Here is a 15,067-nt window from a genome sequence, read left to right as displayed (position 1 = left end):
ACAGAGGGAACAACCCATGGCAAACGCAGCGCTTTCGGCGGGCGACAGTCCGCAACGCACCCGGCAGGCTTGGTCCGTGCTTCTGGTCAGCACGCTTGCCTTCACCGTCTGCTTCATGGTGTGGATGATGTTCGGGGTGATCGGCATTCCCATCAAGAAAATGCTGAACCTGAGCGCCACGCAGTTCGGCCTGCTCACGGCCATGCCGGTGCTCACCGGCTCGCTGGTGCGCGTGCCGCTGGGCATCTGGACCGACCGGTTTGGCGGGCGGATTGTCATGGCCGTGCTCATGGCACTGACGGTGCCGGCCATCTGGCTCATGAGCTATGCCACCGAGTACTGGCATTTCCTCACGATCGGCCTGTTTGTGGGCCTGGCGGGTGGCTCGTTCTCGGTGGGCACGCCCTATGTGGCGCGCTGGTTTCCCAGGAATCGGCAGGGCACGGCGATGGGGGTGTATGGGGCGGGCAATTCGGGCGCGGCCGTGAACAAGTTCGTGGCCCCGGTGCTGTTGGTGGCCTTTGGCTGGACCATGGTGCCGCAGGTGTACGCCGCCATCATGCTCGGCACGCTGGTGCTGTTCTGGCTGTTCAGCTACAGCGACCCGGCCCACCTGGTGCCCAGCAACGTCAAGTTCACCGACCAGCTCAGGGCGCTGAAGGACCCCAAGGTCATCAAGTACTGCCAGTACTACAGCATCGTGTTTGGCGGCTATGTGGCGCTGTCGCTGTGGATGGTGCAGTACTACGTGGGTGAATACGGCCTGGACATCCGCGTGGCAGCGCTGCTGGCGGCCTGCTTCTCGCTGCCGGGCGGCGTGCTGCGCGCCATTGGCGGTGTGCTCAGTGACAAGTACGGTGCCCACAGCGTCACCTGGTGGGTGATGTGGGTGAGCTGGATCTGCCTGTTCCTGCTGAGCTATCCGCAGACCGATTTCACCATCCTCACGGTCAATGGGCCCACCACGTTCCACCTCGGCCTGAATGTCTATGCGTTCACGGCACTGATGGGGGTGCTGGGCGTGGCGTTCGCCTTCGGCAAGGCCAGCGTCTTCAAGTACATCAGCGACGACTATCCGAAAAACATCGGTGCCATCAGCGGCATTGTGGGTCTGGCGGGGGGGCTGGGCGGCTTCGTCCTGCCCATCATGTTCGGCGCTCTGATGGACTTCACCGGCGTCCGCTCCAGTGCGTTCATGCTGATGTATGGCGTGGTCTGGGTCTCGCTGATCTGGATGTATTTCACCGAAGTGCGCCGCACCCCCGTCATGGGCTCGCAGGGCGCCACCGCACCTGCGGCTGTCCGCTGATTTATCTCAAGGAATCTCACCATGTCTGCCACCACCACCAGCGGGCGCCAGGGGCGCCTGCTCACTCTCTGGACGCCGGAGGACAAGTCCTTCTGGGAGCGCGAAGGCGAGGCCGTCGCCAAGCTCAATCTCTGGATCTCGGTGCCCGCGCTGTTCCTGGCCTTTGCCATCTGGCAGGTCTGGAGCGTGGTGGCCGTGAGCCTGCCGGGCCTGGGCTTCAAGTATTCGACCAACCAGCTGTTCTGGCTGGCGGCAGCGCCCGCGCTTTCGGGCGCCACGCTGCGCATCTTCTACTCGTTCATGGTGCCGCTGGTGGGGGGGCGCCGCTGGACGGCGATCTCCACCGCCTCGCTGCTGATCCCCGCCATCGGCATCGGCTTTGCCGTGCAGGACAACACCACGGCCTACCCCACCATGCTCATCCTGGCGCTGCTGTGCGGCCTGGGTGGTGGCAACTTCAGCTCCAGCATGGCCAACATCAGCTTCTTCTTCCCGAAGGAGCGCAAGGGCTCGGCGCTGGGTGTGAATGCCGGCCTGGGGAATCTGGGCGTTTCGGTGGTGCAGTTCCTGAGCCCGCTGGTCGTGACGGCCGGCATCTTCGGCATCTTTGGCGGCGAAGGCCAGACCATCGTGAAGAACGGCCAGACCGTGCAGGTCTGGACGCAGAACGCCGCCTTCATCTGGGTGCCATGGATCGCCATCACCGCGCTGGCCGCCTGGTTCGGCATGAACGACATTGCCGATGCGCGTGCTTCGTTCGCCGCGCAGGCCGCCATCTTCAAGCGCAAGCACAACTGGCTGATGTGTGTGCTGTACCTGGGCACCTTCGGCTCGTTCATTGGCTATGCCGCAGGCTTTCCGTTGCTCATCAAGAGCCAGTTCCCCGGCATCAACCCGCTGGCCTATGCCTGGCTGGGCCCGCTGGTGGGCGCCGTGATCCGCCCGTTTGGCGGCTGGATGGCCGACAAGCTCGGTGGAGCCCGCGTCACACTGTGGAACTTCATCGTCATGGCGCTGGCCGTGGTGGGTGTGACGGTGTTCCTTCCCTCGGCAGGCAACGAAGGCCAGTTTGCCGGCTTCTTCGTGTGCTTCCTGGTGCTGTTTCTCACCACCGGCATCGGCAACGGCTCCACCTTCCGCATGATCCCCGTGATCTTCCTGACCGAAGCCATGCGTGGTGTGGACAAGAACGACGCCGCCGCCGTGGCCAGCGCCAACAAGGAAGGCAACACCCTGGGCGCCGCCACGCTGGGTTTCACCGCCGCCATGGCCGCCTACGGCGGGTTCTTCATTCCCAAGAGCTATGGCAGCTCGATTGCCTTGACGGGCAGCCCCCATGCCGCGCTGTGGACGTTCTTTGCTTTCTACCTCGTTTGCATTGTGATTACCTGGTGGCACTACGCCCGCAAGAACGCCACCATGCCTTGCTGAAGACCCCCTGAACAGAACAAGGAGCCCCCGATGAGCCATTTTCTCGATCGACTTTCGTACTTCTCGCAACCGCGCGAGACCTTTGCCCAAGGCCACGGCGAGACCAACGGTGAAGACCGCACCTGGGAAGACGCCTACCGCGACCGCTGGGCGCACGACAAGATCGTGCGCAGCACCCACGGCGTGAACTGCACGGGCTCCTGCTCGTGGAAGATCTACGTCAAGGGCGGCATCGTGACCTGGGAAACCCAGCAGACCGACTACCCCCGCACCCGCCCCGACCTGCCCAACCACGAGCCCCGTGGCTGCGCACGCGGCGCCAGCTACAGCTGGTACCTGTACAGCGCCAACCGCGTGAAGTACCCCATGGTGCGCGGCCGCCTGCTCAAGCACTGGCGTGCCGCCATCGCGCTGGCCAAGAGCCCCGTGGACGCCTGGGCCAGCATCGTCGAGAACAATGCCGCGCGCAGCGAATGGCAAAAGCAGCGTGGTCTGGGCGGCTTCGTGCGCAGCACCTGGGACGAAGTCAACCAGATGATTGCCGCCGCCAACGTGTACACCATCAAGAAGCACGGCCCCGACCGCATCATCGGTTTCTCGCCCATCCCCGCGATGTCGATGATTTCGTATGCAGCCGGTTCGCGCTACCTGAGCCTGATCGGCGGCGTGTGCATGAGCTTCTACGACTGGTACTGCGACCTGCCACCCTCCAGCCCGCAGGTGTGGGGCGAGCAGACCGACGTGCCCGAGTCGGCCGACTGGTACAACAGCTCGTACATCATTGCCTGGGGTTCCAACGTGCCCCAGACGCGCACGCCGGATGCCCACTTCCTGACCGAGGTGCGCTACAAGGGCACCAAGGTCGTGGCCATCACCCCTGACTACTCCGAGGTGGCCAAGCTGGGCGACCTGTGGATGCACCCCAAGCAGGGCACCGATGCCGCCGTGGCCATGGCCATGGGCCATGTGATCCTCAAGGAGTTCTACTTCAAGGACGGCGGCAAGGGCCGCAGCACCTATTTTGACGACTACGCGCGCCGCTACACCGACCTGCCGCTGCTGGTCGTGTTGAAGGAAAAGACGCTGCCCGATGGCCGCACCGTGATGGTGCCCGACCGCTATGTGCGCGCCAGCGACTTCCCCGGCCAGCTCGACCAGTCGAACAACCCCGACTGGAAGACCGTGGGCTACGACGAACTGGGCCAGGTCACGCTGCCCAACGGCTCCATTGGTTTCCGCTGGGGCGCCGATGGCCGTGCGGACCAGGGCCTGTGGAACCTGGAGAACAAGGAAGCGCGCACCGGCAATACGGTCAAGCTCAAGCTCTCGGTGATCGAGGACGGAGCGCAGGCCTATGACGTGGCCGATGTGGCCTTCCCGTACTTTGGCGGCGTGCAGACGCCCAATTTCACGGCCAACGAACAGGGCGGCGACGTGATGGTGCGCCGGGTGCCTGTGTCCCACCTGGAACTGGCGGGGCACGAAGCCCAGGGCCGGGTGATGGTGGCCACCGTCTTCGACCTGCTGGCCGGCAACTACGGCATCGACCGGGGTCTGCCCGGTGAAGAGCCCGGCGGCAGCTACGACGCGGACCGCCCCTACACCCCCGCATGGCAGGAAAAGATCACGGGCGTGCCGCGCGACCAGATCATCACCGTGGCGCGCCAGTTCGCCGACAACGCCGACAAGACCCATGGCAAATCCATGGTGATCATCGGCGCGGCCATGAACCACTGGTACCACTGCGACATGAACTACCGCGGCATCATCAACATGCTGATGCTGTGCGGCTGCATCGGCCAGAGCGGAGGCGGCTGGGCGCACTATGTGGGCCAGGAAAAGCTGCGGCCCCAGACCGGCTGGACGGCGCTGGCCTTTGCACTCGACTGGATCCGCCCGCCCCGCCAGATGAACAGCACGAGCTTCTTCTACGCCCATACCGACCAGTGGCGCTACGAGAAGCTGGGCATGGAGGAAATCCTCTCGCCCCTGGCCGACGCCAGCGCCTACCACGGCGCCCAGATCGACTACAACGTGCGCGCCGAGCGCATGGGCTGGCTGCCTTCTGCGCCCCAGCTCCAGACCAATCCGATGCAGGTCGCCAAGGACGCCGCAGCCAAAGGCATGGACGCCAAGGACTATGTGGTGCAGTCGCTCAAGGACGGCAACCTCACCATGAGCTGCGAAGACCCTGACCATCCCGACAACTGGCCGCGCAACATGTTCGTGTGGCGCTCCAACATCCTGGGCTCTTCGGGCAAGGGGCATGAATACTTCCTCAAGCACCTGCTGGGCACCACCCACGGCGTGCAGGGCAAGGACCTGGGCAAGGACGAAGCCAAGCCCGAAGAAGTGCAGTGGCACGCCAATGCGCCCGAAGGCAAGCTCGACCTGCTGGTCACGCTCGACTTCCGCATGAGCACGACCTGCCTGTACTCCGACATCGTGCTGCCCACGGCCACCTGGTACGAGAAGAACGACCTCAACACCAGCGACATGCACCCCTTCATCCATCCGCTGTCCACCGCGGTGGACCCGGCCTGGCAGGCCAAGAGCGACTGGGAGATCTACAAGGGTTTTGCCAAGGCCGTGAGCGAGGTCAGCGTGGGCCACCTGGGCGTCGAAAAGGACGTGGTGCTCACCCCCATCATGCACGACACGGCCGGCGAAATGGCCCAGCCCTATGGCGTGCGCGACTGGAAGAAGGGCGAGTGCGAACTCATCCCCGGCAAGACTGCGCCGCAGGTCACGGTGGTCGAGCGCGACTACCCCAACCTCTACAAGCGCTTCACGGCCCTGGGCCCCTTGATGGACAAGGCGGGCAACGGCGGCAAGGGCATTGGCTGGAACACGCAGACCGAAGTCGGCCAGCTCGGCGACCTGAACGGCCGGGTGAAGGAAGAGGGCGTGACGCAGGGCATGCCCCGCATCGTGAGCGACATCGACGCCACCGAAGTGGTGATGATGCTGGCCCCCGAAACCAACGGCCATGTGGCCTGCAAGGCCTGGGAGGCCCTGGGCAAGCAGACCGGCCGCGACCACGTGCACCTGGCGCTGCACCGCGAGGACGAGAAGATTCGCTTCCGTGACATCCAGGCGCAGCCGCGCAAGATCATCAGCTCGCCCACCTGGTCGGGGCTGGAGAGCGAGAAGGTAAGCTACAACGCCGGCTACACCAACGTGCACGAGTACATCCCATGGCGCACCCTCACGGGCCGCCAGCAGTTCTACCAGGACCACCCGTGGATGCGCGACTTCGGTGAAGGTTTTGTGAGCTACCGCCCACCGGTGCATTTGAAGACGCTGCACGAAGTCGAGGGCAAGAAGCCCAACGGCAACAAGGAAATCCAGCTGAACTTCATCACGCCGCACCAGAAGTGGGGCATCCACAGCACGTACAGCGACAACCTGATAATGCTCACGCTGAACCGGGGGGGATCGGTGGTGTGGCTGAGCGAGGATGACGCCAAGAGCGCCGGCATCGTGGACAACGACTGGGTCGAACTCTTCAACGCCAACGGCGCCATTGCGGCCCGCGCGGTGGTGAGCCAGCGTGTGAACCCCGGCATGGTGATGATGTACCACTCGCAAGAGAAGATCATCAACACGCCCGGCTCCGAGATCACCGGAACCCGTGGCGGTATCCACAACTCGGTCACGCGCATTGTGCTCAAGCCCACCCACATGATCGGCGGCTACGCCCAGTACAGCTACGGCTTCAACTACTACGGAACCATCGGCACCAACCGCGACGAGTTCGTGCTGGTGCGCAAGATGGACCGCGTGGACTGGCTGGACGACGAAGTGTCCGACACCGGCGCGCACGCCTGAAGCCGAAGACAAGGAGAAACACGATGAAAATTCGCGCACAAATCGGCATGGTGCTGAACCTGGACAAGTGCATCGGTTGCCACACCTGTTCCGTCACCTGCAAGAACGTCTGGACCAGCCGCCCCGGGGTGGAATACGCCTGGTTCAACAACGTCGAAACCAAGCCTGGCATTGGCTACCCCAAGGAGTGGGAAAACCAGGATCGCTGGAACGGTGGCTGGGTTCGCAGCCCCGACGGCTCCATTGCGCCCCGCCAGGGCGGCAAATGGAAGCTGCTCATGCGCATCTTCGCCAACCCCAACCTGCCGCAGATCGACGACTACTACGAGCCCTTCACGTTCGACTACGACCACCTGCAGGCCGCGCCCGAAAGCAAGGCCGCACCCACGGCTCGCCCGCGCAGCCTGATCACCGGCAAGCGCATGGAGAAGATCGAGTGGGGCCCGAACTGGGAGGAAATCCTGGGCGGCGAGTTCAGCAAGCGCAGCAAGGACAAGAACTTCGACGATGTCCAGAAGGACATCTACGGCCAGTTCGAGAACACCTTCATGATGTACCTGCCGCGCCTGTGCGAGCACTGCCTGAACCCGGCGTGCGTGGCGTCGTGCCCGAGCGGCTCGATCTACAAGCGCGAGGAAGACGGCATTGTGCTGATCGACCAGGACAAGTGCCGCGGCTGGCGCATGTGCGTCAGCGGCTGCCCCTACAAGAAGATTTACTACAACTGGCAATCGGGCAAGGCCGAGAAGTGCATCTTCTGCTACCCCCGCATCGAAGCCGGCCAGCCGACCGTGTGCTCGGAAACCTGCGTGGGCCGCATCCGCTATCTCGGCGTGCTGCTGTATGACGCAGACCGCATCCAGGAAGCCGCCAGCGTGGAGCGCGACCGCGACCTGTACCAGGCGCAGCTCGATATCTTCCTGGACCCGAACGATCCGGACGTCATCAAGCAGGCGCGCATCGACGGCATCCCCGACAGCTGGATGGACGCCGCGCGCAACAGCCCCGTCTACAAGATGGCCGTGGACTGGAAGGTGGCCCTGCCGCTGCACCCCGAATACCGCACGCTGCCCATGGTCTGGTATGTGCCGCCGCTCTCCCCCATCACGGCTGCAGCCAACGCAGGCCATGTGGGGGCGAACGGCGAGATTCCGGATGTCTCGCAACTGCGCATCCCCGTGCAGTACCTGGCGAACCTGCTCACCGCGGGCGACACCGGCCCCGTGGTGCGGGCGCTGGAGCGCATGCTGGCCATGCGCACCTACCAGCGCGACAAGCATGTGGAGCAGCGCCAGAACCTGGCCGTGCTCAAGCAGGCAGGCCTGTCGATGGCCGAGGTCGAGGAGATGTACCAGGTGATGGCGATTGCCAACTACGAGGACCGCTTCGTGATCCCGTCGGCCCACCGCGAGTACGCCGAGAACGCGTTCGACATCCGGGGCGGCTGCGGCTTCTCGTTTGGCAACGGCTGCTCGGACGGCGCCACCGAGGTCAGCATGTTCGGCGGCAAGAAACCCCGCACGATCCCGATCAAGGCCACGGTCTGATTGCACACAGGAAGGAATCACCATGTTCAAGAAGAACCCGACCTCTGTGCGCCTGACCCTGCGCGCCCTGGGCTACCTGCTGAGCTATCCCGACGCGCAGCTGCGCAGCGTGATGCCGCAGCTCATCGATGCGCTGCAGGTGGAGCAGGCCCTGACCACCGAGCGCATGGCCGAACTCGAAGCCGTGTGCCAGCACCTCGCGGCGCTGGACCCGCTGGAAGCCGAAGCCCGCTACGTGGACAACTTCGACCGGGGCCGCCAGACCTCGCTGCACCTGTTCGAGCATGTGCATGGCGACTCGCGCGACCGGGGCCCGGCGCTCATCGACCTGATGCAGACCTACGAAAAGGCCGGCCTGCAGTTCGAGGCCGACGAGCTGCCCGACCACCTGCCGGTGGTGCTGGAGTTCGCCTCCACCCAGCCGCCCGAAGTGGCCAGGGAGTTCCTGGGCGAAATGGCCCACATCCTCAACGCGCTGTTCAGCGCGCTCGTGGCGCGCAACAGCCCCTACGCCAGCGTGATCGCGGCCGTGCTCGAAGTCTCGGGCCAGCGCGTGCAGTCGGTGGCGCTCACCCCCGAGCCACCCATGGACGAGGTCTGGGCTGAACCCGAAGCGTTTGGGGGTTGCAGCACCCAGGGCCAGGCCAAACCTGACCAGCCGCAACCCCTGCATTTTGTTCGTACCCCCCGCGCCGAGCGGGCACCCGAAGGAGTCTCAGCATGACCACCTGGCTCGATACCCTGTTGTTTGGCATCTATCCCTACATCTGCCTGGCCGTTTTCTTCATTGGCAGCTGGGCGCGGTTCGACCGCGACCAGTACACCTGGAAGAGCGATTCGTCGCAGCTGCTGCGCACTGGCAGCCTGCGCTGGGGCAGCAACCTGTTCCACATCGGTGTGCTGTTCCTGTTCTTCGGGCACACCGTGGGCATGCTCACCCCGCACTTCTTGTACGAGGCATTCATCAGCGCGGGCAACAAGCAGTTGATGGCCATGGTGTCGGGCGGTATCGCCGGGCTCTTGGGCTTTGTGGGGGTTTCCATCCTGCTGCACCGTCGCTTGTCGGACCCGCGCATTCGCGCCACGTCGAAGACGAGCGACATCGTGCTGCTGCTGCTGCTGTGGCTGCAACTGGCCCTGGGCTTGGCCACGATTCCGTTGTCGGCCAAGCACCTGGATGGTTCCATGATGATGTTGCTGGCGGAATGGGCGCAGCGCATCGTCACCTTCCGCTCGGGCGGGGTGGAGCTGCTGGCAGACGCAGGCTGGATCTTCAAGGCGCACATGGCGCTGGGCATGAGCATCTTCCTGATCTTCCCGTTCACCCGTCTGGTGCACGTGTGGAGCGGCTTCGGCACGCTGGCCTATGTGCTGCGTCCTTATCAGGTGGTGCGTGCGCGCCGCCTGAATCTGCCCGCCGGCCACATGCAGTCGCAAGACCGCCGCGCCTGAAATCCACCGACCCAAGGAGCACACCATGAGCGGATGTGGAACCGGGAGCTGCGGCTGCAGCTCCACCGACAACAGTGCAGCGGCAACAGCCAGCACGCTGACCCCCACGCAGGCAGCGGCTTACGAGGCCCTGGCTGCGACGATGACCGATGCACCCCTGCAGGCCGCGCAGGCGCCCGAGGTGGGTGCGGTGGTGGCCGAGGTGGCACGCGTCAATGGCGTGGCCCTCAATGCGCCGCACGAGCTGCTGGACGAAGAATCCCTGCGCCAGCGCGCCTGCACCGAGCTGCTGCGCCAGGCCGCGCAGCGGGCCGGGTTGCTGTCCACGAGCGATGTGTCGGGGGTCGAAGGCGCCATCAGCGTCCAGGCCTCCAACGCCATCGAGCAACTGCTGGAGCGCGAGCTGAACATCCCCGACCCGTCGGAAGAAGCCTGCCGCCGCTACCACGAGGCCCACCCTGCGGCGCACGCCCAGGGCGAGCGCGTCCAACTGCGCCATGTGCTGTTTGCCGTGACGCCGGGCGTGGACGTGAAGCAACTGCGCCTGCGGGCCGAGGCCTTGCTGATCGAACTGCGCTGTGCAGACGACGGCGGTGCCAAGTTTGCCGAGGCCGCCGCCCAATGGTCCAACTGCCCCAGCGGCCAGCAAGGGGGCGACCTGGGCTGGCTCACGCGTGCCGATTGCGCCCCCGAGTTCGCCCGCGAGGTGTTTGGCAGTGCCGAAATCGGCGTGCTGGCCCGCCTGGTGCACAGCCGCTTTGGACTGCATGTGGTGGAGGTGGTGGCCCGCGACCCGGGGCAGCAGCCCTCGTTCGAGGAAGTCCGCCAGGCCATCGCGCTCACCCTGCGCCAGCAGGCCTGGGTGAATGCACTGCGCCAATACCTGCAGTTGCTGGCAGGCGCTGCGCTGGTGGAAGGTGTGGCGCTGGATGCGGCCGATTCGCCGCTGGTGCAGTAACCGCATCGCGTTTCACCCGATCGCCCATGCCCGACGAGCTGCTTGATCGCCTGCGCCGTTTTCACGACGACGCTTTCCCCCAGTACCGGGAACAGTTCCAGACGCTGGTGGACGAGGGGCAGCACCCCACGACCCTGTTCATCGGCTGCTCCGACTCGCGCCTGGTGCCCTACCTGCTGACCGGGGCGGGCCCGGGGGAGCTGTTTCTGGTGCGCAACGTGGGGGCGTTCATTCCACCTTATGACGGATCGCACGGCCACCATGGAACCACGGCGGCGATCGAGTTCGCCGTGCTCAACCTGCACGTGCACCGTATCGTGGTGTGTGGCCACAGTCACTGTGGGGCTATCAAGGCCATGTATGGTGAGGTTTCGCCCGAGGCTCCCAACCTGAACCGCTGGCTGGACCTGGGGCGCGAGGCTTTGTTGCCCATGCAGCCAGGCCCCGAGGTCCTGCGCCGCACCGAACAGCGCGCCGTGGTGCTGCAGTTGGAGCGGCTGATGGAATATCCTATGGTCCGTAGCCGAGTGCAGGCCGGCCAGATCAGCCTGCACGGCTGGCACTATGTGATCGAGGAGGGGGAAGTGCATGTGTTCGATGTCAAGACCGGGGGCTTCGTGCCCGCGTCGCTGGCGGACAACAGTGGTACGGGACCGTACCACCCCTATGTGGAGCATGACGGGCAGGTTCTTTTGGACGAGCTTTGATTCCCTTCTTGATGGAGCGCAAGGCCTGCAGGCGGCGAATACCAATCATTCCAAACCATGAAGCGCGAACCCAATCCCCCCATGAATGCCACCTTTTCCTTGCAGCCCATCAGCCTGGATGTGCTGCGCGAAAAATACCTCAAGCCCGGTGAAACCAGCGCCGAAGACCTCTACCGCCGTGTGGCCCGTGCCCTGGCCTCGGTAGAAGCGCCCGAGTTGCGCGAAAAGTACGAAGCCCTCTTTTGGGACAACCTGCATGCGGGCGCCATTGGCGCGGGTCGCATCATGAGTGCGGCCGGCACCGACATCCAGGCCACGCTGATCAACTGTTTCGTGCAACCCGTGGGCGATTGCATCCAGGGCGTGGACGATGAGGGGTTTCCTGGCATCTATGAAGCCCTGCGCGAAGCCGCCGAGACCATGCGCCGCGGCGGCGGTGTGGGCTACGACTTCTCGCGCATCCGGCCCAAGGGTGCGCAGGTCAAGGCCACGGCATCGGTGGCCTCGGGCCCCTGCAGTTACATGAACGTGTTCGACCAGTCGTGTTCCACCGTGGAAAGCGCGGGCGCGCGGCGCGGCGCGCAGATGGGGGTGCTGCGCATCGATCACCCCGATGTGCAGGAGTTCATCACCGCCAAGCGCACGCCCGGGCGCTGGAACAATTTCAATGTGTCGGTGGGCGTTTCGGATGCCTTCATCGAGGCCGTGCAGCAGGGCCAGTCCTGGGAGCTGGTGCACCGCGCGCGCCCTGGTACCGTCGCCATGGCCCAGGGCGCCCACCAGCGCGCCGACGGCATGTGGGTCTATGCCACCGTGCAGGCCCGTGCGCTGTGGGACACCATCATGAAATCGGCCTACGATTTTGCCGAGCCGGGCATCCTGTTCCTCGACCACATCAACGAGGACAACAACCTCAATTACTGCGAAGACATTGCCGCCACCAACCCCTGTGGCGAGCAGCCGCTGCCTTCCTATGGTTGCTGCGACCTCGGCCCCGTCATCCTGACCCGGTTCGTGCGCCATCCCTTCGGCTTTGACGGTCTGCCGTCGTTTGACTTCGAGGCCTTCGAAAAAGTAGTGGCCCTCCAGGTGCGCGCGCTCGACAACGTGCTGGACGTGACCTTCTGGCCCCTGCCGCAGCAGCGCGACGAGGCCATGGCCAAGCGCCGCATCGGTGTGGGTTTCACCGGCATGGGCAACACGCTGGCCATGCTGTGCCTGCGCTACGACATGCAGGAAGGCCGCGCCATGGCGGCGCGCATTGCGCAATCGATGCGCGATGCGGCGTACCTGGCGTCGGTGGAGCTGGCCCGCGAAAAGGGCGCCTTCCCCAAGTTCGAGGCCGAGCCCTATCTCGCCGCCGGCACCTTCGCCAGCCGCCTGCCCGAGCCGATCAAGGACGCCATTCGCACGCATGGCATCCGCAACAGCCACCTGCTCTCCATTGCCCCCACGGGCACCGTGAGCCTGGCTTTTGCCGACAACGCCTCCAACGGCATCGAGCCACCGTTCTCCTGGATGTACAAGCGCAAGAAGCGCGAGGCCGACGGCAGCACCAGCGAGTACTCGGTGGAAGACCACGCCTGGCGGCTGTACCGCGATCTGGGCGGTGACGTGGATGCCTTGCCCGACTATTTCATCTCGGCGCTGGCCATGCCGGCCGAGGGGCACATCGCCATGATGGAGGCGGTGCAACCCTTTGTGGACACGGCCATCTCCAAGACCGTGAACATCCCGGCCGATTACCCCTACGACGACTTCAAGGATCTGTACCTGCAGGCCTGGCGCGCCCGTCTCAAGGGGCTGGCCACCTACCGGCCCAACGCCATCCTCGGCTCGGTGCTCGAAACCCATGCGGCACCTGAGCCGGCGGCAGCGCCCGTCCCGGTGGCACCGCCCTTCGACCCCATGCGCACGGTGATCGAGAGCCGGCCCAAGGGCGGCCTCTCGGCCGTGGCCGAGAAGGTGGAGTACTGGACGCAGGAAGGCCACAAGACGCTCTACCTCATCGTGTCTTTCCTGCCCGTGCCCACGGGCGTGGGCAACAGCACGGTGGACCGCGCCATCGAGTTCTTCATGCCGGTGGGCCAGAGTGGCGAATCGCAGCAGTGGATCACTGCCAGCATGCGCCTGCTGTCCCTGGCGGCCCGGGGGGGCTTTCTGGAGCGGGCACTGTCCGACATGCGCAAGGTGGCCTGGGACCGTGGCCCCGTGCGCCTGGGTACGCACCAGAAGGACGATGGCACCCGCGTGCCCATGTGGCATGACTCCGAGGTGGCGGCCATGGCCTACGCCATCCAGAACATCCTGGCGCGGCGCGTGACCGATCCGGTGCAGCAGCAGCTGCCGCTGGAAGAGCCTGCACCGCCGGTCAGCGGCATGCCACCCGCCATGGCTGGCAAGAAATGCACTGAATGCGGGGCGCATGCCGTGATCCGCAAGGACGGCTGCGACTACTGCACGCAGTGCGGCCACCTGGGAACCTGTGGGTGACCTCTCGGCCCGTCATTCCGGTGCGGGCGGTGTCGCGCAAGCCCTCGCCCGAGGCGCTGGCGCAGATGGACAAGCGCTGGCGTGTCCGTTACCTGATGCTGGCACCCCATCGTCTGGGGTTTTTTCTGGCGATGGTGGTGCTGGTGGCGTCGGGCCTGTGGTGGGCATTGGTGCAGCTCGACCGGTCCACGGCCTGGCTGGGTCTGCACTATGCGGTGTCGCCCACGCTGGTGCATTCGGCCGGGATGGCGTTCGGCTTCATCCCGCTGTTCTTTTCGGGCTTTCTCTTCACCGCCGGTCCTAAATGGCTGGGGGTGGAGCCCCCGCTGGCGCAGGACCTGCGCGTGCCGCTGGTGTCGCAGGCGGCGGGCTGGCTGCTGTGGCTGGCGGGCGCGCACCTGCATGCCGGTGTGGCCTGGGTGGGGCTGGCGCTGGCCTGCGCCGGTCTGGTCTGGATGACCGTGCAGTTCTGGGGGCGCATACGGCGCAGCCAGGCGCCGGACCAGCTCCATGCCCGTGTCATCGGCACGGCCTGCGTGGTGGGCTGCGCCAGCCTGGCAGGGCTGTGGCTGAGCCTGGTCCTTGAGGCCCACGCCGCAGCGCGGGCCTGGATTTTCACGGGGCTCTGGGGTTTTGTGGTGGTGGTCTACGTCACGGTGGCGCACCGCATGATTCCGTTTTTCACCTCCAGTGCCATGCCCATGGTGGAGGTCTGGCGCCCGTTCTGGGTGCTGTGGCTGATGCTGGCGGCGGCGGCACTGCAGGTGCTGGCGGCATGGCTGGAACTGGCGGGCGTGCCGTCCGGCGCGGCGGGCACGACATGGCTGCTGGTGCATGGCACGCTGCAGCTGGCCGTGGGCGGCGTGCTGGTCTGGCTGGCCTGGGTATGGGGACTGGTGCAAAGCCTGAAGAACAAGCTGCTGGCCATGTTGCACATCGGTTTTCTGTGGCTGGGCATTGCGTTTTTGCTGGGTGGGCTGTCGCAGTGGCTGGTGGGCACGCGGGGTATCGGGGTGCTGGGCCTGGGGGCCTTGCATGCGCTCACCATGGGCTGCCTCGCTTCGCTGATGCTGGCCATGGTCACGCGCGTATCCTGCGGGCACAGTGGCCGCGCCCTGGTGGCCGACCGCATTGCCTGGTCGCTCTTCTGGTGTTTGCAGGCGGCGGCGGTGCTGCGCATCACGGCGGCCGTGCCGGGTGTTGCCGGCCTGCCATGGCCCTGGCTGCTGCCCTTGGCCGCCGGCCTGTGGGCCGCAACCATGGGCGTCTGGGGGCTGCGGCTGGGCCGCTGGTACGGTTGTCTGCGTGCCGATGGACGCCCGGGCTGAATCCAGAGTCA

At 65.4% G+C, this 15,067-nt stretch carries 10 protein-coding genes; all 10 read left to right on the top strand.

The genetic code is table 11. The features are described 5' to 3' along the window. The first annotated feature begins 16 nt into the window (after positions 1-16). From AC1Q5S_RS15440 to AC1Q5S_RS15395, 10 genes are read left to right on the top strand one after another with little or no spacing between them, the layout of a single operon-like run. Positions 17-1,309, top strand: coding sequence for an MFS transporter (locus AC1Q5S_RS15440; protein ID WP_303837178.1), 1,293 nt, complete (start codon positions 17-19; stop codon positions 1,307-1,309). Positions 1,310-1,330: 21 nt separating this feature from the next. Next, positions 1,331-2,740: a NarK family nitrate/nitrite MFS transporter gene (locus AC1Q5S_RS15435; RefSeq protein ID WP_303837176.1), complete on the top strand. Its 1,410-nt coding sequence runs from the start codon at positions 1,331-1,333 to the stop codon at positions 2,738-2,740. Positions 2,741-2,770: 30 nt separating this feature from the next. Further along, entirely contained in the window at positions 2,771-6,571 is a 3,801-nt protein-coding gene (locus tag AC1Q5S_RS15430; protein WP_303837174.1) for a nitrate reductase subunit alpha, read from the top strand. A 23-nt stretch (positions 6,572-6,594) separates the two neighbouring features. Further along, positions 6,595-8,118 carry a nitrate reductase subunit beta gene (narH, locus tag AC1Q5S_RS15425; protein WP_422202850.1) on the top strand — a complete coding sequence of 508 codons (1,524 nt, stop codon included), beginning with the start codon at positions 6,595-6,597 and terminating at the stop codon, positions 8,116-8,118. 22 nt (positions 8,119-8,140) lie between these two features. Beyond that, on the top strand, positions 8,141-8,842 hold the full coding sequence (narJ, locus tag AC1Q5S_RS15420; RefSeq protein WP_303837171.1) for a nitrate reductase molybdenum cofactor assembly chaperone: 702 nt from the start codon (positions 8,141-8,143) through the stop codon (positions 8,840-8,842). Next, the gene (narI, locus tag AC1Q5S_RS15415) at positions 8,839-9,570 is read left to right on the top strand and encodes a respiratory nitrate reductase subunit gamma (RefSeq protein ID WP_422202847.1); all 732 of its coding nucleotides are present in this window, start codon (positions 8,839-8,841) and stop codon (positions 9,568-9,570) included. Before narJ ends, narI begins: the two co-directional genes overlap by 4 nt. A 25-nt stretch (positions 9,571-9,595) precedes the next feature. Continuing rightward, positions 9,596-10,528: a peptidylprolyl isomerase gene (locus tag AC1Q5S_RS15410; RefSeq protein WP_422202845.1), complete on the top strand. Its 933-nt coding sequence runs from the start codon at positions 9,596-9,598 to the stop codon at positions 10,526-10,528. 26 nt (positions 10,529-10,554) lie between these two features. Continuing rightward, on the top strand, positions 10,555-11,235 hold the full coding sequence (locus AC1Q5S_RS15405; RefSeq protein WP_422202843.1) for a carbonic anhydrase: 681 nt from the start codon (positions 10,555-10,557) through the stop codon (positions 11,233-11,235). Positions 11,236-11,292: 57 nt separating this feature from the next. After that, positions 11,293-13,728: an adenosylcobalamin-dependent ribonucleoside-diphosphate reductase gene (locus AC1Q5S_RS15400; RefSeq protein ID WP_422202841.1), complete on the top strand. Its 2,436-nt coding sequence runs from the start codon at positions 11,293-11,295 to the stop codon at positions 13,726-13,728. Then, positions 13,725-15,056, top strand: coding sequence for an NnrS family protein (locus AC1Q5S_RS15395; protein WP_422202839.1), 1,332 nt, complete (start codon positions 13,725-13,727; stop codon positions 15,054-15,056). Before AC1Q5S_RS15400 ends, AC1Q5S_RS15395 begins: the two co-directional genes overlap by 4 nt. Positions 15,057-15,067: the final 11 nt, after the last annotated feature.

It is taken from the genome of Acidovorax sp. GW835-FHT14B10 (assembly GCF_058793725.1).
The sequence above is the reverse complement of the archived record's forward strand: the minus strand, read 5'-3'. Positions and strand labels throughout refer to the sequence as shown.

Coding starts and splice junctions, on each gene's coding strand:
- AC1Q5S_RS15435 (WP_303837176.1), top strand. CDS start 1,331: ATGTCTGCCACCACCACCAGCGGGCGCCAGGGGCGCCTGCTCACTCTC.
- narJ (WP_303837171.1), top strand. CDS start 8,141: ATGTTCAAGAAGAACCCGACCTCTGTGCGCCTGACCCTGCGCGCCCTG.
- AC1Q5S_RS15430 (WP_303837174.1), top strand. CDS start 2,771: ATGAGCCATTTTCTCGATCGACTTTCGTACTTCTCGCAACCGCGCGAG.
- AC1Q5S_RS15405 (WP_422202843.1), top strand. CDS start 10,555: ATGCCCGACGAGCTGCTTGATCGCCTGCGCCGTTTTCACGACGACGCT.
- AC1Q5S_RS15410 (WP_422202845.1), top strand. CDS start 9,596: ATGAGCGGATGTGGAACCGGGAGCTGCGGCTGCAGCTCCACCGACAAC.
- AC1Q5S_RS15400 (WP_422202841.1), top strand. CDS start 11,293: ATGAAGCGCGAACCCAATCCCCCCATGAATGCCACCTTTTCCTTGCAG.
- narH (WP_422202850.1), top strand. CDS start 6,595: ATGAAAATTCGCGCACAAATCGGCATGGTGCTGAACCTGGACAAGTGC.
- narI (WP_422202847.1), top strand. CDS start 8,839: ATGACCACCTGGCTCGATACCCTGTTGTTTGGCATCTATCCCTACATC.
- AC1Q5S_RS15440 (WP_303837178.1), top strand. CDS start 17: ATGGCAAACGCAGCGCTTTCGGCGGGCGACAGTCCGCAACGCACCCGG.